General features: G+C 51.6%; 18 protein-coding genes. 8 read left to right on the plus strand and 10 right to left on the minus strand.

Annotation, left to right across the window (positions count from 1 at the left end; all coding sequences use genetic code 11):
- Positions 1-343: 343 nt before the first annotated feature.
- On the minus strand, positions 344-1972 hold the full coding sequence (locus tag NDI45_RS10225; protein WP_348247233.1) for a radical SAM protein: 1629 nt from the start codon (positions 1970-1972) through the stop codon (positions 344-346).
- 351 nt (positions 1973-2323) lie between these two features.
- Between NDI45_RS10225 and NDI45_RS10230 the strand changes: the two genes are divergently transcribed.
- Positions 2324-3364 (plus strand): tetratricopeptide repeat protein, encoded by a 1041-nt coding sequence (locus tag NDI45_RS10230; protein ID WP_348247234.1) that lies wholly within the window; start codon positions 2324-2326, stop codon positions 3362-3364.
- A 23-nt stretch (positions 3365-3387) separates the two neighbouring features.
- On the opposite strand, the gene NDI45_RS10235 is transcribed toward NDI45_RS10230, so the two are convergent.
- Entirely contained in the window at positions 3388-4038 is a 651-nt protein-coding gene (locus tag NDI45_RS10235) for a YqiA/YcfP family alpha/beta fold hydrolase (RefSeq protein WP_348247235.1), read from the minus strand.
- Between the two features lie 195 nt (positions 4039-4233).
- Between NDI45_RS10235 and NDI45_RS10240 the strand changes: the two genes are divergently transcribed.
- Both NDI45_RS10240 and NDI45_RS10245 read left to right on the plus strand, forming a co-directional pair.
- Complete coding sequence (locus tag NDI45_RS10240) at positions 4234-5136, plus strand: SDR family oxidoreductase (protein WP_348247236.1); 903 nt, start codon at positions 4234-4236, stop codon at positions 5134-5136.
- Positions 5137-5295: 159 nt separating this feature from the next.
- Entirely contained in the window at positions 5296-5793 is a 498-nt protein-coding gene (locus NDI45_RS10245; RefSeq protein ID WP_348247237.1) for an ureidoglycolate lyase, read from the plus strand.
- A gap of 22 nt (positions 5794-5815) precedes the next feature.
- Here the strand turns inward: NDI45_RS10245 and NDI45_RS10250 are convergent, their stop codons facing one another.
- Positions 5816-6181, minus strand: coding sequence for a phospholipid-binding protein (locus NDI45_RS10250; RefSeq protein ID WP_348247238.1), 366 nt, complete (start codon positions 6179-6181; stop codon positions 5816-5818).
- A 676-nt stretch (positions 6182-6857) separates the two neighbouring features.
- A complete protein-coding gene (locus tag NDI45_RS10255; RefSeq protein WP_348247239.1) occupies positions 6858-7826 on the minus strand; it encodes a pentapeptide repeat-containing protein in 969 nt (322 codons plus the stop codon).
- A gap of 400 nt (positions 7827-8226) precedes the next feature.
- On the opposite strand from NDI45_RS10255, the gene ilvB reads away from it, so the two are divergent.
- A complete protein-coding gene (ilvB, locus tag NDI45_RS10260; RefSeq protein WP_348247240.1) occupies positions 8227-10116 on the plus strand; it encodes a biosynthetic-type acetolactate synthase large subunit in 1890 nt (629 codons plus the stop codon).
- Between the two features lie 154 nt (positions 10117-10270).
- Here the strand turns inward: ilvB and NDI45_RS10265 are convergent, their stop codons facing one another.
- Positions 10271-11134: a sugar ABC transporter permease gene (locus NDI45_RS10265; protein ID WP_348247241.1), complete on the minus strand. Its 864-nt coding sequence runs from the start codon at positions 11132-11134 to the stop codon at positions 10271-10273.
- Positions 11135-11290: 156 nt separating this feature from the next.
- Positions 11291-12352: a histidinol-phosphate transaminase gene (hisC, locus tag NDI45_RS10270; RefSeq protein ID WP_348247242.1), complete on the minus strand. Its 1062-nt coding sequence runs from the start codon at positions 12350-12352 to the stop codon at positions 11291-11293.
- A 516-nt stretch (positions 12353-12868) separates the two neighbouring features.
- Here hisC and polA point away from each other — a divergent pair.
- From polA to NDI45_RS10290, 4 genes are all read left to right on the plus strand, one after another.
- Positions 12869-15829 (plus strand): DNA polymerase I, encoded by a 2961-nt coding sequence (polA, locus tag NDI45_RS10275; protein WP_348247243.1) that lies wholly within the window; start codon positions 12869-12871, stop codon positions 15827-15829.
- A gap of 121 nt (positions 15830-15950) precedes the next feature.
- The gene (locus NDI45_RS10280) at positions 15951-16307 is read left to right on the plus strand and encodes a hypothetical protein (RefSeq protein ID WP_190790630.1); all 357 of its coding nucleotides are present in this window, start codon (positions 15951-15953) and stop codon (positions 16305-16307) included.
- Positions 16308-16681: 374 nt separating this feature from the next.
- A complete protein-coding gene (locus NDI45_RS10285; protein ID WP_348247244.1) occupies positions 16682-17791 on the plus strand; it encodes a glycosyltransferase in 1110 nt (369 codons plus the stop codon).
- Between the two features lie 247 nt (positions 17792-18038).
- Positions 18039-18530 carry an SRPBCC family protein gene (locus tag NDI45_RS10290; protein ID WP_348247245.1) on the plus strand — a complete coding sequence of 164 codons (492 nt, stop codon included), beginning with the start codon at positions 18039-18041 and terminating at the stop codon, positions 18528-18530.
- Between the two features lie 14 nt (positions 18531-18544).
- On the opposite strand, the gene NDI45_RS10295 is transcribed toward NDI45_RS10290, so the two are convergent.
- From NDI45_RS10295 to NDI45_RS10310, 4 genes are all read right to left on the minus strand, one after another.
- Complete coding sequence (locus NDI45_RS10295; RefSeq protein ID WP_190792674.1) at positions 18545-19168, minus strand: TenA family transcriptional regulator; 624 nt, start codon at positions 19166-19168, stop codon at positions 18545-18547.
- A 136-nt stretch (positions 19169-19304) separates the two neighbouring features.
- Positions 19305-20663 carry a trypsin-like peptidase domain-containing protein gene (locus tag NDI45_RS10300; RefSeq protein ID WP_348247246.1) on the minus strand — a complete coding sequence of 453 codons (1359 nt, stop codon included), beginning with the start codon at positions 20661-20663 and terminating at the stop codon, positions 19305-19307.
- 102 nt (positions 20664-20765) lie between these two features.
- Positions 20766-21704, minus strand: a complete 939-nt coding sequence (locus tag NDI45_RS10305; protein WP_348247247.1) for a glycosyltransferase — start codon at positions 21702-21704, stop codon at positions 20766-20768.
- A gap of 437 nt (positions 21705-22141) precedes the next feature.
- Positions 22142-22876, minus strand: coding sequence for an endonuclease/exonuclease/phosphatase family protein (locus tag NDI45_RS10310; RefSeq protein ID WP_348247248.1), 735 nt, complete (start codon positions 22874-22876; stop codon positions 22142-22144).
- Positions 22877-23092: the final 216 nt, after the last annotated feature.

The following is a 23092-nucleotide window of genomic DNA, read 5'->3' on the forward strand; positions in this document are numbered from 1 at the left end:
TGCTGCATTTAAGCGGAAAATTCCACTGAAATTGTAAGCATTTCTACTGGAAATTCGTGATGCGATCGATCCGGACTCGTCGAGTCTTTACGGAGTGGCGCGGGTTGATTAAGATTCGCTGAGGGTCAGGGAATCTCTATCGATCGGTTCATGCAGGGAAGTAGAAGGCAGAAAAGGGAAGTCGGGAATTTGAAGGCGGTTTGAGCAGTGGCAAAACTCCGAACACCTGCTCAGGAACTGATAGGTACTAATAACCAATGGGTACCAATAACCAGAATTGAGGAGTCAGGCGTTTTCAGGGGATCAATACAGACTTTCAAACATCCTGTTCAATCTTTATCAATTAAGCAGTCTGAAGGAGGGGTAAACTTGCTGCCTCGACCGCGCTTTCTCGGTGCTTGATTAGCGTTGCCAGCGGGAGCGGACCCTGAAGATGCTGCCAGGGAAGGATCTGCTCAGTTGACCAATCTGCATGAACGTAAAAACTCAGGTCGGGCAACTGTCCTTTCATTTCCTTAAACACCCGTCGGTAGCTGCCCAAAGAATCGCCATAGTGCCGCGCTCGCTCTAGCAAGCCCGATAGCCGCCGATCGCCCCTTGAAATCAGAGCTTGAATTACTGACCAGTTATAGCTTTCAGGACGAAAATCAATCCCGTGAGGACGAAGCTGTTTTTGCAGCAGTTTGAGCCGCTTTTCTGCATCAGGATTTACCCCGTGCCACTGAAACGGCGTGTGTGACTTGGGCACAAAGGTACTACATCCCAGGGTGAGCCGCAATCCGGGCGTGGATTTTTGCAGGGTTCGCATCAAGGAAACGGTCTGCTCCAGGTCTTCGGGTTCCTCGGTGGGAATGCCGACCATGCCGTAAAGCTTCATTGCGCTCAGTCCTCCAGCTTTGGCGTTTTGCGCCGCCTGAAGAATTTCGTCGGTTTCTAGCTTTTTGTTGATCACGCGTCGAATACGATCGCTGCCGCTTTCGACGGCAATGGTGATCGAGCGCGTATCGTGCTTCACCAGGGTTTGTGCCAGTTTGGGTGTCACCGTATTCGTACGCACCGAGGAAATGCTGACCCGTACCGAATCGTACTGAGGCTGATCCAGGTGGTTTAACAACGCTTCAAATTCCGGGTGCTGCGTGACTGAGGCTCCCAGTAAGCCCAGACGATCGGTGACTTGTAGCCCACGATCGATCGCCGGAATCAGTGATTCTTCCAGATTTGCCGTTCGGAAGGGCAGGGTTAAATAGCTGGCAAGGCAGAAGCGGCACATCTCCGGGCAACTCCGCACCACTTCCACCATGTAAATATTTTCCCAGGCGGCTTTCTCAGTAACGATCGTTGAGGCAGACAGTGTATTGCCCCGATAGGTCTGCTTCTGGACGATCGCCGGAATATTAGCGGCAATTGGCTCGATTGCTTGAATTAGTCCATCTGGAGATTCATAGGTGACGTGATACAGGCTAGGAACGTAAATTCCCGGAACCTGCGCCAAATGATGTAACTGGGTAGCGCGATCGGCAGTACGGACTTGCTGATAGGCGTCGATAAACGCCTCTAGCAACAGCTCCCCATCGCCCAGCAGCACCACATCAAAAAAGTCAGCAAAGGGTTCTGGGTTCGCAGTTAGCACGGGTCCGCCGCCAAAAATCAGCGGATCGGCATCGGTGCGATCGGCAGCGCGAATCGGAACTTGCAGCGACTCCAGCAGCCCTAGAATATTCACATAATCTAGCTCCCAGGATACTGAGAATCCCAGCAGTTCTGGGTCAGAGGGCAGGGGTTCGTGCAGGTCGGTAAATAGCCGCGCCACTGCCAGATCAGAACGCGCCGCCAGTGTTGCCCAGACCACCTGATAGCCCAGGCTGGTGATACCAACACTATATTCGTTTGGAAAAGCAAAAATGAGCGGAATCGCATCCAGGGCAGGAGTCGCAGGCGTAAACAGGAGCCGTTCAGCAGCAAAAACAGTCACAGGTTGATTTGACAATTGGGCATTAGTTCCTTTCAGCCTAACATTTCAGCCGAGTCGATCGCTTTCATCCGTATTTATGCTTAGCCCAATTCCTCCGCTTCATGAAAGAGGACGGGAAATTCAGAACATCCACCGTGGGTTTTTTGAGGTCTTCTTATTTAGATCAAAGATAGTTGTGAGTTGTGCAAGATCATCCTTTCAAGCCGTTCTGCTGACAGGATCTCTGCTAAACCCTCTTGCGGACAATCTTCTGTTCCCTGGCTCTGTTTTAGTCTTTGCTGCATCTACGAGCGACAGGTTGTTTATTTCGGCAGTGAATCTGCTATCTCTTGAGCGTGAAGGGCAATTTCAATGAAACTATTTGATGAGCAGCACGGGACTTACGTTCCCTTATCCGAACGGGTTTTAAACGTTCAGTCAACATTTGCCCAATCGCTTGACTCGTGTAAAACCGGAGCCGACTGCCTGCTTGAAAAAGGCATCGAGCAATACCAGCTTCGCGAGTTTCAGCCAGCCCTCAAAACCTTCCAGCAAGCTCTGGGGATGTATCGTGCCCTTCAAGATCTCCAGGGAGAAGGGCGCGTATTGGGAGGCATGGGCTTGACCTATTACGGACTCAGCAACTATCCAGAGGCGATCGCCTGTTCCCACCAGAGCTTAGCCATTGCTCGCCAGATCGAAGACCGCCCGACGGAGCGGCAAGCACTCGCAAGCCTCGGAAACGCTTACCGCCACCTGGAAGACTATAGCAGAGCGATTTTCTACAAGCATCAAAGCCTGGATGTCGCGAAAGAAATCGGCGATCGGCGCGGCGAAATGGCAGCCCTGAACAATCTCGGTATGGCATACAAAGCGGCGGGGGACTATGCTCGCGCCATCGACTCCTACGAGCAGGGTTTAGCGATCGCCCGCGAGCTTCAGGATTTGCAGGTCGAAGGACAGGTACTCCGCAACATGGGCAATGCTCACCATGCCGTCGGCAACTTTGTGGAAACCGTCATTTGCTACGAGCATTTACTCACGATCGCCCGCCAGCTTCCGAATCGCCATACCGAAGTGCAAATTCTTCGCAATCTTGCCAGTGCCTGCTACCGCATGGGCGATGCTCTCAAAGCGATTGCTTATCATCATCAGCGGCTTGCGATCGCCCGCAGCCTGAGCGATTTAGATCTCGAAGAGCAAACCCTTGATAGTCTTGCCATTATTCACGACAGCCTGGGACATCATCGCCTCGCGATCGAGTTTTATGAGCAGCGCATCACCATTTTAGGAGTGCTAAAAAATAGCCGCCAGCAGCAGCAGGCAATTCTCAGCTTCAAAGCCGCCTGTCAGGCAGTCGGGGATTATGAAAAAGCAAACCGCTATCCTAACGCTACCCTTCTAGCTCCTTAGCGACGGTTCAAACCCGTAACGGCTCAAACACTCGTTGAGGGCAACTGGCAAAATCCACAGATTGCCTTCCAGATCTCGTCGGTCACATTGCCCAGGGCATGGTTGCTGTCCAGTTCGATCAGCCGCACTTTCGATCGCCTTTTGGCATAGTCTCGGCTTGCCTGAATCGAAATCACGTCGTCCTGGGTTCCGTGCAGGAGCAGAGTGGGAACCGATCGCTGAAGCTGAGCATCGTCATACTGTTTGAGATCGGCAACAAACGAATACGTTAGGGGCAGCATTTTTTGTTCGGCATGGTGGTAGACCCTGAGGAAATTTTGCGCCTGCCACTGCTGCACGGTAGACTCGCCCAGTCGGGGAAGCCACTGCGCCAAAAACTGAAACGCTGGAGCCAGCAAAATTAATCGCTCAATCTGCGGATGTCGTTCGGCAAGCCAGGCAGCCGTAAGTCCACCAAAGCTGGAACCAATGATTGTGACGGGCTGATCGATCGGCAAAAGGGCGGCAACCTGCTCAAGCTGGCGGCTTAGGGTAAGCTGGGCAAAGTCAGGCTGATTCAGGTCAGGTGTGATCAGCGCAATGCCGAATGCCTGAAATCGATCGCGCAAATCCTGAGCCTTTGCCGATCGGGGACTGGATGCAAAACCATGCAAGTAAATAAAGGGGCTGCTCACGCGATCGTTTCTTCCTGGTTGTTATTTTTCTGATTGTGATTTTGCGGATCGTTATTTTGCTTATGACGATGGGCTTATATCAGTTGAAAGACGGTTTTTAAAGCTTCAGCGGCTATAGTCAATTAATCTCATTTTTGATTCCTTTTGTTTCATTTTTGATTTCTGCCTTTTATTTCTTTATTTATCATCCCTACCATGACTTTTCCTCTCGCCCAACAAGTTGTCCTGATTACTGGTGCGTCGGCTGGCATTGGTGCAGCTCTGGCGATCGTCCTGGCAGAGAGACATCCGGGAATTCGTCTGGCGATCGCAGCTCGCAGTAAAGACAAGCTGGAGGAAGTTGCCGATCGTGGTCGAGCTGCAGGCGCAGAAGTGCTAACCGTTCCAACCGACATTCAGGTAACCGAGCAAGTCACCGCATTAGCCGAAACGGTACTGGCTCACTATGGACGAGTGGATGCGCTGGTCAACAATGCCGGATATGGACAAATGGGACCGAGCGAGCTAATTCCGGCAGCAGCAGCCAAGCGACAGTTTGAGGTCAATGTTCTCGGTCCTCTGGCACTGACCCGAACGCTGATTCCCACGATGCGCGAGCAGGGCGGCGGCAGAATTGTGAATATCAGCTCCCTTGGCGGACGCATTACCTTTCCCTTTGGTGGGCTCTACAGCGCATCAAAATTTGCTCTGGAGGCATTGAGCGACGCGCTGCGAATGGAACTGGAGCCGTTTAATATTCAGGTCAGCGTAGTTGAGCCTGGACCCGTTCGCACTGAGTTTTTTGGCGTAATTAATCAGGGCGTGCTGGAAACGATCGCTAACCCGCTCGACACCCCCTACCGTGCGGCTTTTCAGAAACTTGAACAGCTCGATCAACAGGTCGATCGCCGCGCTTGGACTTCCGAACAGGTTGCCGAAGTAATTATTCGTGCGCTGACCGATCGCCAGCCCCAGCCCCGCTACATTGCCGCTACGGGCGGTCACTTTCTGGTGAATCTGATGACTAAGGTGCTGTCGACGAAGCAGGTCGATCGCTTCTGGCAGCGGTTTTATGGCATTGACCAGGTGGCGAGAGACTGGCAGAATCGGAGTCGGTAGGGGTGCGGAACCACTTTTCTTTATAGGACAATTTGCAGGGCGATTTCCAGGTCGCTCGCCCCTGGGGAAACTGCAAAGCGATCGAGCTTTGAAATTTTGCTGAGATTGGCGTACTGTGAAAATTATGCTGTCGTAGCCTGTCAAAGCAGTGCCTGAGCCATGTCTTCATCGGTTTCCCTGCAATCTCTAATTGCTCAACCTATTACTGCCAAAGCATTTCAACCCTATGGTCAGGTAATTTTTGCCAGCCAGGACGGAAACGCGTACGACGCAGCAGATGCTCAGCTTCAGCTCGATCGGGGAATTCCTCGGTTTTACATTATGCGGCTACAGCAGCGGGGACGAAAGTTTTCTCGCATTACCCGCCACCAACAATGTACCCAATGCCTTGGCTCGCTCGAAGGTAAACCCTGGCTGATTGCGGTCGCGCCACCAGGTTCAGCCACCTGTCCCTTGCCGGAAGCAATCGCTGCCTTTCACATTCCGGGAAACTGCTTTATCAAGCTGAACGTAGGAACCTGGCACGCCGGACCCTATTTCGACCCAGAGTGGATTGATTTTTACAATCTGGAACTCAGCGACACCAACCTTGTGGATCACGATACCTGCGACCTTAAAGCCGCCTACGGGCTGGAGTTCCTGATTGCTAATTCCTGATTTGCTTAAAAGGCTACAAAGGCTACAGGGAATGGTTCATCGCGCCAACGAGCTTTCCCAATCCGGCGCGTGAAGGTTTGACCTCCAGGTAATACCGCAGGCTATACCCAACGCTGACGCCATTAACTTCCACGTCTGCTGCTCCGCTCACACCCATTGCTACCCGAACCAGGCGGATGAGAAGCCACTGATTGACGATCGCGCCCAGAATGACGACAACTGCGCCCCGCTGCGTGACCCGAAGCCCCTGAATTTCGTCCAATTCAAAGTGTTGCTTCAGGGTAGCGGTGACTCGCTTTGCTAAACCGTGGTAGTCGTACTCGCCACTGATTCCAATCCGTTCAGGCGGAATGGTGCTGAACAGCAGATCTGAGGTAGGTTGACCCATGGAAATCTTGTCACGCTCCACAATGTCCATCCCTGATTCAAAAGGGACAAGAGTTGACAGAAAATGCCGCCAAATACTGCCGCTTTCGCGATTGGCGATTACACCCTAATAAAATCCATTCATGCACCCTGCCCTGCCATTCACCGATCGCTCACACCTGTCAATAAGTCGCTGGTACAATCAGACAAGGGATAGCTTCCAGAGTAGCGGGAGTAGTTCTGCTCGCTAGGGTTTTACCCCAAACTCTTGGCTTACCTCGCGGTGAATGCAAACCACCGACCTAAAACCTAGACCGTAAACTTTTGATGAGACAAGTTTCAAATATAGTTAAATTACCATAAAGTTCCCGCAAACGCATTACTAAATATTCCAGCTTCGCAAAGATTTAGAGTCAGGCAAGCAAACGCTCCGAACCAGAGAACCAGAGCTAAAGAACGGCTGCAATTGCCTGCGGACTTTGGAGAAACTGCCTTTCATCCTGGCTTCAAAGCCCCTTAAAGCCAATCAGCCTCAATGATCTAACGGGGCCGTGTAGAGCCAGGACTGCTGACGCAAATATTCTTGCGTCTCTTGTAAATGCGTCTCTTGTGCATCTCTTGTAAGTGCGCCTCTTAAATAAATGCGCTCTTGAATAAGGGTGTCTCTTAAATAAGCCGGGTTTCTAAATTTTGCAGTATCAGGAACGAACCGTGCCATCTGGCATTGTTGCGCCCTGAAGCCGGGTTCCGGTGAGCTTTACCATCAGGCGATCGGAGACGGCGATTTTAGCTCCTCGCAAATTTGCCCCGCTCAAGTCTGCCCCGCTCAAGTCTGCCCCGATCAAGTTCGCGCCTTCCAGGTTGGCGTTAGTCAAGTCTGCCTCTAGTAGGTTTGCCCGAAACAAATTTGCGCCGCTGAGGTTTGCGCCTGACAGGTTAATCCGGTGCAGAAACGCATCGCTGAGATTTGCGCCGCTGAGATTTGCCCGGCTCAAATTGCGCCCAGCCAGATCCTTTTCTTTCAGATCTGCCCCGCTCAAATCGGTTCCGCTCAGGTCCGGAGACTGGGAACGCGGCTGCGATCGAGGCGGTGACTGGTAGCTTGATGAGGGTGGGGGCGGTGTCGCAGGACGAGACGGCTGATAGGAGCGATAGGACTGTGGATTGGGCGGATAGCCGCTCGGACGATAGGTTTGCTGATGAGATTGCTGATGCGGTTGCGGCGGCTGATGGGATTGCGGCGGCTGATGCGACTGTGGATTCGAGCGGTGTGACTGAGAATCCGATCGGGCTGAACTTGAACTATTGCTCGCTGCCGGATTGGCATGGGGACGGGGCGGCGGCTGGTAGTAATAGTAGCGAGGTGGAGCCGACTGGGCAGAAGGCTTGGGCGGAGAAGGGGGGCGAGCAGGCGAGGACTTGGGCTGGGCTTTGTCGTTCTGTCGCTCATTCTGCCGTTGGGAACGCAGCAAATCCCGCGCCTGGTTAATTTCTTTAATTTTCTCCTGTGCCTTTTCCTGGAGTCGAGGATTATCTTTGGGAATGCGATCGGGATGCCAAATGAAGACCAGATCTCGATAAGCCTGGTTCACCTCTTCTAGAGACGCGCCAGGCTCCAATTCAAGAACTCTATAGTAGCGATCCAGGTCACCCATTCCTTTCAACATCACTCTTACTGGTTTAGCGGCTGCGCTGTTTTGTCTTCGACAAGCTGCGCTGTTTTGTCTTCGACAAAGGGACGCTCTGATAAAGTTACGCTCGGACGGTGACCCTCACGCTCCAAAGAGCCACTCTCTGCCAGTGTATCGACTCTAGCGATTGAATGGATTTATCAAGGAGTAAATCTTCTTATCCAGTCTAGAGCCATGTCCTTGCTTGCGTTATCAAATCCTGACCGATTATCCAGCGACCGATCTGCGGCAGAGGCCTGTAGGCTTGACAATTCCTGCAATTGCGCCAATCTAGCATAAATTTATTCTGCTGCTGGAGCCTCGACAGGAATCCCCTTTCGGAATTAGACTGAATTAATTATTCCTAATTGCAACAGCAGATACAGAATTCATCTTTATGGGTAAAGTTCTCCCTGTACCCTCTCAAGCCGCCACGATCGCTCAAACGATTCGTTCCGCCGCTGAAACCAAGCCTATTGAAGCCACTGGAGCCTTTGCGCTGATTGACAGCCTCAGACGACAAGGCGTGAGCCACATTTTCGGTTATCCCGGTGGGGCGATTCTGCCAATTTATGACGAGCTATATCGGGCAGAAACTGCTGGACATGTGCAGCATATTCTGGTTCGCCACGAGCAGGGGGCTGCTCACGCGGCAGATGGCTATGCCCGCGCCACAGGCAAAGTTGGCGTTTGTTTTGCGACATCGGGACCGGGAGCAACGAACCTGGTGACTGGGATCGCGACTGCTCAAATGGATTCGATTCCGCTGGTGGTTATCACGGGGCAGGTTCCGCTGAGCGCGATCGGGACAGATGCGTTTCAGGAAACCGATATTTACGGAATTACGTTGCCGATCGTCAAGCATTCCTATGTAGTGCGCGATCCGGCAGATATGGGGCGCATTATCGCTGAAGCTTTTCACATTGCCAGTACGGGTCGTCCGGGTCCGGTGCTGGTGGATGTGCCGAAAGATGTGGCACTCATAAAGTTCGACTATGTTCCGGTTGATCCGAGCGATGTGAGGCTGCCGGGCTATCGTCCGACGGTGAAGGGCAACCCGCGCCAAGTCAATCAGGCATTAAAGCTGATTCGGGAAGCGCGTCGTCCGCTGTTGTATATCGGGGGTGGGGCGATCGCCTCTGGTGCCCACGGAGAAATCAAGGAACTGGCAGAACGCTACAGCATCCCAGTTACCACAACGCTGATGGGCATCGGCGCATTTGACGAGCATCACCCGCTCTCGGTGGGAATGCTGGGAATGCACGGCACTGCCTACGCAAACTTTGCCGTGACAGAGTGCGATCTGCTGATTGCGGTAGGGGCACGGTTTGACGATCGGGTCACGGGCAAGCTCGATGAATTTGCCTCCCGGGCGAAAGTGATCCACATTGACATTGACCCGGCAGAGGTGGGCAAAAACCGCATTCCTGATGTGCCGATCGTGGGCGATGTGCGAACGGTTTTGCTTGACCTGCTTCAGCGCGGCAGCGAAGACGGCACTCCGGCAAACTCGAATCAAACCCAGGAATGGCTACACCGAATCGATCGCTGGCGGCAAGACTATCCGCTGATCGTGCCTTCCTACCCAGAGACAATTTCGCCCCAGGAAGTGATCGTTGAAGTCGGGCGGCAGGCTCCTGCGGCTTACTACACCACTGACGTGGGGCAGCATCAAATGTGGGCGGCTCAGTTCCTCAAGAACGGTCCACGCCGCTGGATTTCGAGTGCAGGTTTGGGCACGATGGGCTTTGGGATGCCTGCTGCAATGGGGGCGAAAGTAGCACTGCCCAACGAGCAGGTCATTTGCATCAGCGGCGATGCTAGCTTCCAGATGAATTGTCAGGAACTGGGAACGTTGGCGCAGTTTGGAATTGCCGTGAAAACGGTGATCATCAACAACGGCTGGCAGGGGATGGTACGACAGTGGCAGGAAGCCTTCTACGGCGAGCGGTACTCTTCGTCGGATATGCAGCCGGGAATGCCCGATTTCGTCAAGCTGGCAGAAGCCTTTGGCGTGAAAGGCATGATCATTCGCGATCGATCTGAGCTAGAGGATGGAATTGCCGCGATGCTGGCATATCCGGGGCCGGTGCTGCTCGATGTGCGAGTTAAGCGCGACGAAAACTGCTACCCGATGGTGGCTCCGGGCAAGAGCAATGCTCAGATGGTAGGTTTACCCAAGCCTGCCCCCTCTGAACAGCAAGCTGAGCCAACGCTCTGTGTCAACTGCGGTACGAAGAATCTGCCCGATAGCAAATTCTGCCCGGAGTGCGGCACAAAGATTTAGGCTAAAGGGCACATTACGGTGCTGCGTCGCCTCCTAAATCTCCCAATCTTGGGAAACTTTGAAAGTCCAAAAGAAGGTAAAATTTAGGGCTTTTCAAACATCTGATCCCCGATTTCTTACAGGAGTCGGGGGTCTTTGTTTTATCAGTCAGTGATTACTCGCTCGCCTGCGAGCCACGTACCTGAAAATAAACTAGCCCCAGCGTCACCAGCAGTAACCCGATCGTGATTGCGGCGGCGTAGCCAAAATCAAACTGAGCAAATGCTTGCTCGTACAAATAAAACACCAGCAGATTTGTGGAATTAAATGGACCGCCACCGGTCATGATGTAGGGCTGCTCGAAGCTGCGGAGCGTAAAAATCACGGTGGTGGTGGCAGCAAAAATCAGGGTCGATCGCAGTCCGGGCAGGGTGATATACCAGAACTGCTGCCAGTCGTTTGCGCCATCCAGCTCGGCGGCTTCGTAGCGACTCTGAGGAATGTTTTGCAGCCCTGCCAGAAATACCACCAGATTAAAGCCAATCTGCTTCCAAACGCTTAGGAGAATCAGCACGGGCATTGCCCAAACCGGACTGCTCAGCCAGGGTACGGCATCGATGCCAAACCAGCCCAGAAAGTGATTCACTGCTCCATCGGTCTGAAATAGCCAGCGAAATCCCAATCCAACTGCGGCGATCGACGTTACCGAGGGAATGAAATAAGCCGTTCGCAGCGCATCCCGCAAACCTATAGGCATCAGGCGATTGAGCAGCACTGCCAGTCCTAAAGGAAGCACCAGGCTGGGAATGACAGTGGCGATCGTAAAGTAAACCGTGTTGCCGACGATCTGCCAGAAATCAGAATCAGTGATCAGCCTTGCGTAGTTCTGCACTCCAACCCAGTGAACCCCTGCCCGCGTGAAGCTGCCCGTCGTAAAGCTGAGATAGACCAGATAGGCGATCGGATATAGGACAAAAATACCGAGCAGCAGCAGGGCAGGAGCCAAAAACAGCCAGGGGATAATTTGCTCATTCCGCATGAGCCACCGGAACTTGGGAAGGGGTGGGAGGAGTGTTCGAGCGATTGCATTGCTCCCTAAATCCCGCCGAATTGAGGAACTTTAAGGAGAGGAACTTTGAGGATTGGAGAAGGCTCCGTTTCATATCATGAGGCTCCCTGAATTCCTGAATTCTTGCTATTTCAGTAGACTAATCAGGGCTTCAATGAGCGTTTGGTTTTGCTCGTCGGTTCCGATCGTGATCCTCAGTTTGTCTTCCAATCCGGGCTGCTTAAAGTAGCGCACCAGAATGCCTCGCGCCTTGAGTGCCAGATAAAGCTGTTCGGCGTTGGTTTGCGGTGAAGTGGGCGGCGTTGCCAGGACAAAGTTTGCCTGGGAGTCCAGCACGGTGAAGCCGAGATGCTTTAAGTCGGTTGTGAGCTGAGCGCGAGAAGCTTTTACCTTTTCGGCACAGGCATTTTTGTAAGCCTGATCGCGCATTGCGGCAGCTCCGACGATCGTGGCAATGGCATCAATGTTGTAGCTGTCTTTAATTTTGAAGAGTCCTTTTAAAAGCGACGGTTGGGCAATGCCAAATCCCATTCGCAATCCTGCCAACGAGTAGCCCTTCGATAGGGTACGGAGAACCAATACATTGTCAAACTCCGACACAAGCGGCAGCGCAGAAGATTCTGCAAAATCCACATACGCCTCATCCACGACCAGCACCCCAGAAACCTGCTGAGCTAGCTTCCGCAAATCATCCAGCGCCACAGTATGACCCGACGGACTATTGGGCGACGCGATAAACGTGATGGCTCCCTTTGCTTCTGCTAAAGCCTTGATCGGCAGCGAAAAGTCTTCAGGATAGGGAACTTCGACCACTGCCGCAGGCTGCATTGCCGCCAAAGTTTGATAGAGCACATAGGTGGGCATCGGGTAAACGACTTTGCGATCGCCCCCCTCGGCACAGGCACGAATCAGCACGTTCAAAATCTCGTCGCTGCCGTTGCCTACAATCACCCAGTCTGGCGGCACATTCAGAGCTTCACTCACTGCCCGACAAAACTCTTTCGCAAACGGATCAGGATAGCGGCGCAGCCATTCACCGTCGAGTTGACGCAGAGCCTCGATCGCCTGAGGAGAAGGGGGATAGGGGTTTTCATTGGTGTTGAGTTTAGTAATGGGCGTACCGGGTTTGGGTTGTTCACCGGGAATATAGCCCGTCATTTCGTCAACGGCAGTGCGAAAGTAGCTCATGGTCTGTTCGGCAGTAGAGGAAATGGGGAATAGGGAAGGCGATCGCAAAACCCTTATTGTAAAGCACACAAGGTTTGAGTAGGAATTAGTGCGTATTGCTGGTTCTTGTCTACCCGAGCTTGACGTTTATGCGATCGGTCAGGCACAAAGTGCTGATTGGTTGAGTGTCTCAACAACTGCGATTGGGACATAGGACTCAGATCCTGAGGGAATCAGGTAATTGTCCAATCACCCTTCAATACCCTGAAATCCCTGACCAGTTTCGCTATTCTGAATATAGAACATTTGTATTATTAGCGTAGGACTGATCTCACCTGATCGCCTCCTGCAAAACTTGAGACTTTCGATACTGGGCAAACGCGATCGAACTCACCAAAGTAAAATCTAGGCAGCATTAAGAAGCCTCGAAAAAAGAAAAACTTCGTCCACCCTGACTCAATCTGATAAACTCACGATCGCCCTTCTGTCCTTCTCACTCCCTGCTTCCCTGCTCCCCACATCCGACCCGCCCTCATCATGTCTTCTGCCACCTCCCAGCCCAAAATTATTCTGATTGACGGACATTCCCTCGCGTTTCGCGCCTATTTTGCCCATGCCAAAGGGCGAGATGGTGGCTTGCGAACTTCGACCGGAATTCCGACCAGCGTGTCCTACGGCTTTCTGAAAGCTCTGATGGATACGATCGAGGCAGAAAAGCCAGATCACATTGCAGTTGCCTTTGACCTGGGCGATCCGACCTTTCGGCATGAGGCAGACGAAACCTATAAGGCAGGCAGACCAGACACGCCCGAAGATTTTATTCCTGATATGCACAATCTGCGGGAACTGTTGACGGCAATGAATCTGCCGATCGTCACTGCACCGGGCTACGAAGCAGATGATGTGATTGGGACGCTGGCGCGACGGGCGGCTTCAGAAGGGTGGCGGGTGAAGATTTTGTCGGGCGATCGCGATTTATTTCAGTTGGTTGACCCCGCTCAGTCGGTGACGGTGCTGTATCTGAGTACCACGTTTGGCAAAGGTACGCCACCGCCAAAGGAATTTGGGGTGGATCAGGTGAAGGATAAGATGGGGATTTTGCCCTCGCAGATTGTGGACTTTAAGGCACTCTGCGGCGATCCTTCAGACAACATTCCAGGCGTGAAGGGCATTGGTGAAAAGACGGCTGCCAGTTTGCTAGGTACCTATGGTTCGCTCGATCGCATTTATGCCTCGCTAGACGAGATTAAAGGCGCAACGAAAAAGAAATTAGAAGAAGGCAGAGATGCCGCGCTGCACTCGCAGTATATGGCGCAGATTCACCTGGACGTGCCGCTCGATGTCTCGCTGGAAGATTTCAAGCTGCACGGGTTTGAGCCAGAGGCGATCGTCCCCATATTGGAAAAGCTGGAGTTCCGTCAATTTCTCGGCAATCTAAATAAGATTCAGCGACTTCTCAACGATCCAACTGCGGAGAATACTGATCCCGCCAATCGCCATTCTGCTGATCCAGAAATTGCAAACGCCAGGCTTGCTCCCGGCAAAGGTAACTCTAGCCTGTTTGATGCACCCGAAACTGATGATATGTGGTTCTTTAGCGCAGAAGAAACCGCTGAAAGCCAGCAAATGAAATCGGCGATCGTGCAACCGCACATCATCGATACCCCAGAAAAATTAAAATCGCTGGTCGATCGCCTCCAACAATTCACCAATCCAAATCAGTTCGTTGCTTGGGACACGGAAACAACCGCAATCGATCCGCTGGATTCCGAGCTGGTCGGGATTGGCTGCTGCTGGGGCGAAAAGGCGGACGATGTTGCCTACATTCCGCTGGGGCATCGATCGGGAGGAAATCTCGACCAAAAATTGGCTCTAGAGTCGCTGCGATCGATTTTGGAAAATACAGACTATCCCAAGGTGCTTCAGAACACGAAGTACGATCGCCTTGTGCTGCGAAAACAGGGCATCGAGCTTCGAGGCGTGGTGTTTGACACGATGCTAGCAAGCTATGTAATTAACCCGGAGCAGAGCCATAAACTGAGCGACCTGGGGATTCGCTACTTGAGCTTGACGTCTCTGGGATACGAGGATTTAGTTCCAAAGGGCAAGAACATTGCTGATTTAGAAGTAGAGCCAGTTGCAGACTATTGCGGCACAGACGCTTACATCACTTATCAACTTGTGTCTAAACTGCGCGCCGAACTGCACGACTACCCCGAACTCGATCGCCTATTACGCGAAGTAGAAGTGCCGCTCGAACCCGTGCTGGCAGACATGGAATGGACAGGTATTCGCATCGATACGGACTATCTAAAACAGTTTTCCGAAAAGCTCGAAACCGACCTAGCAGCGATCGAACTGCGTGCCTATGAAGCGGCAGGACAAAAGTTTAGCCTCGGTTCACCCAAGCAGCTCAGCGATCTGCTGTTTAATGGGCTGGGACTCGATCGCAAAAAGTCGCGCAAAACTAAAACGGGCTACTCTACCGACGCTGCTACGCTGGAAAAACTTCAGGGCGATCACCCCGTTGTCGATGCCATGATCGAACACCGGACTTTAACGAAGCTGAAGTCTACCTACGTGGATTCGCTGCCGACGCTGGTGCATCCCAGTACGGGCAGGGTGCACACCGATTTTAATCAGGCAGTTACCACCACCGGACGACTTTCTTCTTCCAATCCCAACCTGCAAAACATCCCCATTCGCACTGCCTTTAGCCGCCAAATTCGCGCCGCCTTTATTCCCGAACCGAACTGGCTGATGGTTGCTGCTGACTATTCCCAGATCGAACTGCGAATTCTGGCACACCTGAGCCGCGAACCCGTGCTGCTAGAGACGTATCAAAACGATCGCGACGTTCACACTCTGACAGCCCAGCTTCTATTCGAGAAAGATGACATCACCCCCGAAGAACGACGGCTGGCAAAGGTGATCAACTTCGGCGTGATCTACGGCATGGGTGCCTCACGATTTGCGCGAGAATCCGGTTTCTCGACCAGCGATGCGCGGGTGTTTATCGATCGCTTTAACCAGCGGTATCCCAAAGTGTTTGCCTATTTGCAGCAAATGCAGCAGGAGGCGATCGGGCGAGGCTACGTCACCACGATCAAGGGTCGTCGCCGCTACTTCAACTTCGGCAGCGATAGCCTGAAGCGATTAAAAGGCAAAGATCCGGCAAAGATCGACCTGGAGCAAATCCGGCTGCGCGATCAGTACGATGCTCAGCTGATGCGGGCGGCTGCGAATGCCCCAATTCAAGGATCGAGTGCAGACATTATCAAAATCGCAATGGTCAAGCTGCACGACTTGCTGCGCGGCTACCAGGACAAAGCACACCTGCTGCTGCAAGTTCACGACGAACTGGTGTTTGAAATTCACCCCGATACCTGGGAAGAACTTCAGCCTCAGATTAAAGACACGATGGAATCCGCGGTGCAGCTCGATGTGCCGTTGCGCGTTGAAGTAAAAGCAGGAAAAAACTGGATGGATGCAAAATAACCTTCAAAATCCCGTGTAAACCACTACCTGAAATGCCGTAAAACCCGCTTCTACTCTTGATCCTATCGATTCTGTAAATTGTCTACCATAGAGAGTAGAGGTAGCAGTAGGCACAAGCAGTATGAAGATTCAATCATCCGTATTGGTGCATTTAGGGTTTGGGAAGTATGTGCGATCGGATCAGGTGACATCGCTTCAGCCCGTGGAAGAGGAGCGTGGACCCGGACGGCGGACGTTTGTTTATCTCGAAGGGCAGCCTGACCCGATTGTGGCATCTCGTGCCGAAGATACGATCGTCCGCGATCTGGTACAGGAGCCGCGTGAAGTGATTCAGTCTCGCCAGCAGCAGGAGATCCTGACTGACCTGTTGCAGGATTTGTCGAAGGTCAATTCTACGGTTCGGCGAATTAGCCGCGACGAAGGTGGACTCGATCTCGACCAGCTTGAGCGTCGGATTCAGCGTGTGCTGGAAGCATAGTTTCGGATCGGGCAGTTGAGCAGTATTTGCGGGGTGTGAATTTCAATAATTCTGAATTTCAACAATCGCTAAAGCCATTGCTAGAGCAGGGGTTCCTGAGGCAAAGCCTCGCCCCTTTTTTTGTGGAGCAGGAGTAGGCGTTGAGGGGAATTCGTCCACAGAAGTCGAACGATCCCAGGTACATTCCCTCGCCTGAGCCGGGCAAGGGTTAATTTTTTAGCCTACTCAACCGACATCCATTTGAGCGACTACCGTTTGGTGCAATTCGATCTACCGTTCCGCTCAGATTTTCCTTATAAAAAATTCTCTTAAGCTTCATAGGCTGCTCATTAAAATTCCCTTAAGCTATGCGTGGTTCCCCGGGGTTCTTTACCATGAAATCTGTGTTATTCGTTGGTTATACAAACGACAAGATTGTTACGGCTCAGCAAGAACCTTTTCTCTATCACAAACGTGAATTAAGACAAGAGTTAGGGTTAGAGGTTGCTGTTAAAAATGTTCCAACCTTGAACGAAGCAGTGAATTTGTGCTTGGGCGATCGCTCAGACATTTTTTTTCTGATGCCAAGCTGGCGAGAACAGCCCGAAGTCGTTGAAACCCTTATCCGAAACCTGCGTCAGCAAAAGCCCCACGCAAAACTTTTCTTTGTTGATCCATTTGCCCAGGCAAGTAGCCGCTTTCTGAGCGTATTGCCCTATGTAGACGGGTTTGTTAAACGTCAGCGGTATCAGGATCAGTCCCTTTATACCCAAGACCTGATAGGTGGCTCAGTTCTCACGCAATATCTGGTACAGCAGCAGCATTACGAGCTAGGAAACTGGCACGTCGGCTCAATTGCACCTCGGGGATATGCATCTCAGATCAAGACAGGCTGGAGTTTAGGAACATCCAAATCGTTTAAGAGACTCCTCCAACGTCCCCGCTGGCTCTTTCGACCTAAAGCGAAAACAATGGATATTTTCTGCCGGATGTCCCTCAGCCCTGAAAAAGATAGCTGGTATTACAAGTATCGCTTATCGGCATTGGCTGCTCTCGCTCCTCTGTCTGCTGATTATCGTGTTGCAAGCAATGGCGGCAGTGATAAAAGTAAAGAAGTGTCCCAACGCCAATATTTCCGCGAGCTCCAGCAAAGCCGGATTGTCTTCAGTCCCTTTGGCTGGGGAGAGTCCTGCTGGCGAGATTTTGAAGCCATTTGCTATGACTGCCTGCTGCTCAAACCCTCGATGGAGCATCTTGATGTTCAGCCGAACCTATTTATTCCTGGAGAAACCTATGTGCCGATCGCGTGGGATTTTTCTGATCTAGAGCATCAGTGTCGATATTATTTGCAAAACCCAGCAGCAGCAGCACGAATCGTTAGTAATGCTCGAGAAGCTTACCTGGAATACTTTAAAACCAGGTCATTTGTAGCGCAGATGAAACAGCTCATTCAGGGAGCATCCAGAACTGCGCGTCTGGAACCGGGGACAATGACGCTGTCCTGAAGCTCAGGTATCTCTATCCGAAATCATTCCGTATCTTGTGGAAAGCGATGCGAGAGTACCTTTCAGGAATACCTTTTGGGGGGTACGTCTCAGGAGCACGTTTCAGCAGTACCCCTAAAGTAAGAGGCTTCAGATTGGCAGGCTCTTTAGGATCGAGGCGTATTGGGTTCAGGCATTGATTTTATGGAAGCATTGGCTTCATTCGCTTCGCAATGCCCGAACTGTTCTGATCCTGAGTGGAAGAGCTATGACTTCAAGCAATCCTCGCACCGTTCGCACCACCGAGTTTGAGCAGTCTACGACAATCGCCGCTCCCGCCGATAATGTGTTTGATTTTATGGCAGACGTGAACAATCTGCCGAAGTATTTGCCCACCGTTCGCAGTGCCCAACCCCAGGAAGGCGAGCGCGTTCGCACTCAGGGACAGGCAGGTGGACATTCCTATGACTCCGATGGCCATTTCCGCATCGATCGCCTCAGCAAACGAATTGAGTGGGGTTCAGATGGCGAGAATGACTACGGCGGCTGGATGGAAGTTGACGGAGACCGTGAGCAGTGCAAGGTCACAGTGCATATTCACTACGCACCTCCCGCAGAGATGGCGCAGAAGATGGCAGAACAATCGCCCGAAGGCAGTTTTGAATCTGCAATCAATGAAGGAATCGGGAAAGCTCTCGAATCGATTAAAAATATCTGTGAGGGCAAAGGCGGTAAACAGGAAATTGAAGCTAACCAGTAATACTTAAATCGCCTCTAGACTGCTGCAAATGCCATTTGCCAAAAGTCCTTTTCAAGCTGTGCGACTTTGATAAATGCGAGTTCTGCCTGCTGCTGCACTTCTTCAGATGCCGATCGCAGCATTTCGTCTGCCTGGTGTTCCAGCAGTTTTACATATTCCGTAAAGCCCGGATTGCCCCAGCGATCGGCAAATTCAGTATAAGGTTCGGGCATTTTGCCGGGGAGCTGCCACCCCTGGTTATACGCCAGTTCGATCGCCCAGAAAGCCGTTGCCATTGCCGCATAGGGAGCCGTTCCCATGTTGACCATAAAGGCGCAGTAGGTCTGACAAGTGGGCTGCCTAGGCGTATCCAGATTGAGCTGACGCTCTGAAGCCTTTTTGCGAAACCAATTTAGCTCGTCTTGCAGTACCGTTAGACCGCTTAGCAATACGTCGAAGTGAGCGATCGGTGACCAGGTAATTAGCGTCGCCGCGAACCGCGTGAACTCCAGCACAAACAAATAATCCTGTACCAGCCAGGTGTTGAATTGATGCGGCTGAATTTCTCCTGTTTGGCACTGCATCAGGAATGGATGAACGGTTGCATCTCGCCAAAGATCGGGATACTTCTGAAGAAGTTGCTGGCAGGAAAGGGACATAAAAGCTTTAAACGCAGGTAGACAAAACAATGAACGAAGTAGAGACGATCGATTATGTCATAAATAAAGCCCCTCGCCCAGGCTGGGAAAGGGGTTGAAATCAGGGCGATTCATAGCTTTGACCTTGTTACTGTCGTTACTGCGGCATCTGATTGACAGCCAGCATCGTTGAACTCCCGCAGGAATTCAGGGCTGTTTGAGTGGGGTGAATTTTGACATTGAGGCGATCGAGCGATTCGGCGATCGGGAGCGCAAATCCTAACCCTTCAATGCCACGACTGGCGATTTTTTCAGTGACAATGCCAATCACCGCACCGTATCGGTTTAGCAAGGGACCACCGCTGTTGCCGGGATTAACTGCTGCATCGGTCTGGATCAAATGGTGCGCTTTGCGGGTGCGAATGCCGCTGACCACGCCCTGCGTCACGCTGTTGGAGAGTGCTAGCGGATTGCCGATCGCCACCACGTCTTCCCCTACTTTGACCGACACAGGGCACACAGGCAAACTCATCAAATCTGCGGCATCTGCTTCCAAACGCAGCAACGCGACATCCAGAGCTGCATCTCGCTTGATCACCTGTGCTTTATGGGTTGAACCGTCATACAGGTCGGCTTGCACCGTATGGGCAGACCCAACAACATGATGATTGGTCATGATCAAGCCGGAAGCATCAACTACAAAACCCGTTCCCCGTCCTTCTGGGGTGCGAATTTGCACGATCGAGGGAATCGATCGACTGACAATCTGTTCTGTGGAAAGGGGCGTTTCTGAGCTAGAAACTGCCGCAATTTCGTAGCGGGTAGGAACCGTTATGGGTAGATTGGCGATTGTGGGCTGAGACAGGAAATCGGCAAGATCAGCCTGGGTCAGCAACCCCTTAAAACTGTTGCGAATTGCTTCATAGGTGGCGGCAGGGTTGTCTACGCCTTCTGCCTCGGCGCGTCCGGTCACGGTCTGACGGTAGATTACTTTTCCGGCAGTGCGATCGAACAGTTCCCAGCGAATGGTGCGCTCGTCCTGCGTTTTTTCGCCCAGCAGCGAACTGTAGGAATTGAGCTTAACTTCGGTAATTGTACCGCCGATCAAAAATTGTCCCGGTTCCGGGTTATCGACAAGCTGATTCTCAAAGGGCGATCGGCTCGAACTGGCAGCGACAGGATAGCCTGCCTGCAGGAGTTCGTCTTCGATGAGCGATCGGGCAGCATTTTCCAGGCGGGTGTCGATTTCTCCGCTTGCTGTGTATCGATCCTGCAACAGGTTCAAAATTCCGTCATAGCGTCCACCCAAAATCACACCAGGCAAAATCGCCGATCGAATCCGGGCAACTTCAATGCGGGGTTGAGGGGTCGTAAAAGCTGTGTCATCCGGCAGAAAATGGTTTTTTGCCGCAGCCACGACCTCAAAGGGCGGTGGAGTGGACATCGGAGCAGCAAAAGCAGGATAGGGCAGCAGCAGCCACAGCAGCACTGCCTGCACCAAAAAAGCTCTGATCATAGATTAAAAGCATCACAGCGAAATCGTAGATTTCACCAATCTGCGGAATTTATTCCTGTATGTAAAGGGGAGATTTACATAAGTTATGAGCAGGTTAAATTTTTAACTTTGCTGCATCTCCGCATAGGCAGCATACACGCCGCGTACGTTGTACCAGTTGAGAAAAATTCGGGCGATTTCCAGAGCAAGCTGAGGCTTACCGCGATCGATCAGCCATTGCAGCAGGGGAGCCATTGTTTTTTCGTTCAGTGTGCCGCCCAGAGACAGCAAACCCCACAACAGCCGATGAATCCAGGTCATCTGAATCATCATTCGCACTTCCCAGGTCGGATGCTTTTGGTAAAATAACACTCCCATCCGTCCCCGCTGAATTTCCTTGTCTATCAAATTGGGCAACTGGCTCAAACTAAACGGCGGATGCCAGTGATAGCCTGCCGCTTCGGGGCACTTGATCAGCTTTAGCCCCAGCTGTTTTAGCCGAACGCCCAGCTCCAAATCTTCCCAGCCGTAAAGCTGAAAGCGCGTGTCAAACAGTCCAGCTTCTTCCAGCCATTTTCGGTCGATCGCCACATTCCCGGTTGCAAAATACGCTGCCGAAAAGTCCGTAATCTTGAATGGCTCTGAAGTCGGATCGTCAAAATCGCAGGTGTTGATCACGCTGCCATAGGTAAAGATGCGATCGGTTCCCAGGTTTTTCTCCGCCTCAGTGAGGGCAATGGCATGAGCTTGAAGAAATCCTTCCAGTACCACTAGATCGCTGTCAATAAAAATAATCGTGCTGCCCTTTGCCTCACGAACACCCAAATTTCTCGCGGCAGACGGTCCCTGATGATTTTGTTGAAATAGCCGCACATGGGGTAGCTCTGCCTGATAGGTTTGCAGCCATTCCACAGTGCGATCGGTTGAGCCATCATCCACGACGACAATTTCATAGCCAGTGATCGGACTATCAGCCGGAATCATCTGATTTTCCAGTGCCCGCAGGCATTTCTCCAGAATCAGCAGACGGTTATAAGTGGGAATGACAACGCTAAAAAACACGGCAGCAATCTTTTTGAACGATATTTTTGAACAATCTGGGGGTTGATGCGCTTTAGAACACTTTCCGTCGAGGACGGTTTTTTTAAGCATCCAGAATGAGCAGTGCTCTGACTGCATCCTATCGTTGACCTGCTTCACCGTCAAAAAGTTCTTGATGGGTGAAGGTATGGGTGAGTAAGTCGGTGAGTGGGTGTCTTTTGGTGTACCGGAAACTTAGGTAATGACTTGGCTTTGGGTTCGATCGCCGCCATCAGCTTAGAGCAAGGCATTTTGCTGATTCCGCCCCGAAATTTGATTGTGTCTGCCAATGAAGGAAATAGGACGATCTGTTCGAGGGAGATTATCGATAACGACCCCGTTCACTCCTCTCAGATAACCTCTCGATCTCAACCAATATCTCCTGATGGTCAGTGTGCAACGAGATTGTTATTTTGCTGTCACTCACATCGTAAGTCTACGAATACGCCATTGTGATCGCTCATTCTTCCGTGTTCTAGCGTTGTGCCTTCCCAAGCACCCACTGCGATCCTGTAAGGAAATAGACGCTCAGATAAACAAATGTGATCAATAGTCGATCGTGAAAGACCCGTGGCTTGAAAATTTTGGTCAGTCACACAAACCAGTGAAAGATCGTGCAAGGCTGCACTTAGCAAGTCAACTGACTGCTTTTCTTCATACCAACCCGAACCATCTCGACTCTGATTGAAATCGCCCGCAATGCACATTAAATGATTAGGATATCGCTTCTGAATCTGTAACCAGTCTTCATGATGCTGTTGAATTGAACGACGATGCTCTTCCCATCGCTTTGCAGCTCCACTGGCTCCTTTATCATTGGCATAAGTGATTACAGTTCCATAAATAATCATTGCTCCGAACGGTGAATCTACCTCAACGCAAACCGCCCAGTTGGGATCAAAAGTTGGAAGAGCACGCAGCACTTTCCAGCGAGACCAGATTGTTGAAAGATTTTCACCATTATTATGGGCGCAGGATTCAGTGGGTTCATAATTACCCTCAAGAGCGATCGCTTTGCTCGTTTCAGTGAGCACCCACACATCGGCATCGATCTCATAAATTTTATTGAGGCGACGCTGATTTTTAGTCCAACCATTTTGTTTTGGGCGTTCTAAATTCCAGGTTGCAATACGAAAACGAGTAGGCGAATTCACAGTAATATCTCACCAATTCCTGCAAATCTATTGAACCCTAAACTTAATAAATTCAATCAGATGAGCTTTAAAGGAACTACCGCAACCCGAAATCCAAGCAAGATAACTACAGTTTAAGCAGCCTAATAAGCAGCCTAAGAAGCGCTACCCACTCACCGGCTCATCCACCCACTCACCCACTCACCCCTTCTGATATGCCATCATTCTCTAACAATC

The organism is Leptolyngbya sp. GB1-A1, assembly GCF_039962475.1.
Lineage (GTDB): Bacteria > Cyanobacteriota > Cyanobacteriia > Elainellales > Elainellaceae > Leptolyngbya_A.

Coding starts and splice junctions, on each gene's coding strand:
- NDI45_RS10230 (WP_348247234.1), top strand. CDS start 2,324: ATGAAACTATTTGATGAGCAGCACGGGACTTACGTTCCCTTATCCGAA.
- NDI45_RS10240 (WP_348247236.1), top strand. CDS start 4,234: ATGACTTTTCCTCTCGCCCAACAAGTTGTCCTGATTACTGGTGCGTCG.
- NDI45_RS10245 (WP_348247237.1), top strand. CDS start 5,296: ATGTCTTCATCGGTTTCCCTGCAATCTCTAATTGCTCAACCTATTACT.
- NDI45_RS10250 (WP_348247238.1), bottom strand. CDS start 6,181: ATGGGTCAACCTACCTCAGATCTGCTGTTCAGCACCATTCCGCCTGAA.
- NDI45_RS10255 (WP_348247239.1), bottom strand. CDS start 7,826: ATGTTGAAAGGAATGGGTGACCTGGATCGCTACTATAGAGTTCTTGAA.
- ilvB (WP_348247240.1), top strand. CDS start 8,227: ATGGGTAAAGTTCTCCCTGTACCCTCTCAAGCCGCCACGATCGCTCAA.
- NDI45_RS10265 (WP_348247241.1), bottom strand. CDS start 11,134: ATGCGGAATGAGCAAATTATCCCCTGGCTGTTTTTGGCTCCTGCCCTG.
- hisC (WP_348247242.1), bottom strand. CDS start 12,352: ATGAGCTACTTTCGCACTGCCGTTGACGAAATGACGGGCTATATTCCC.
- polA (WP_348247243.1), top strand. CDS start 12,869: ATGTCTTCTGCCACCTCCCAGCCCAAAATTATTCTGATTGACGGACAT.
- NDI45_RS10280 (WP_190790630.1), top strand. CDS start 15,951: ATGAAGATTCAATCATCCGTATTGGTGCATTTAGGGTTTGGGAAGTAT.
- NDI45_RS10285 (WP_348247244.1), top strand. CDS start 16,682: ATGAAATCTGTGTTATTCGTTGGTTATACAAACGACAAGATTGTTACG.
- NDI45_RS10290 (WP_348247245.1), top strand. CDS start 18,039: ATGACTTCAAGCAATCCTCGCACCGTTCGCACCACCGAGTTTGAGCAG.
- NDI45_RS10295 (WP_190792674.1), bottom strand. CDS start 19,168: ATGTCCCTTTCCTGCCAGCAACTTCTTCAGAAGTATCCCGATCTTTGG.
- NDI45_RS10300 (WP_348247246.1), bottom strand. CDS start 20,663: ATGATCAGAGCTTTTTTGGTGCAGGCAGTGCTGCTGTGGCTGCTGCTG.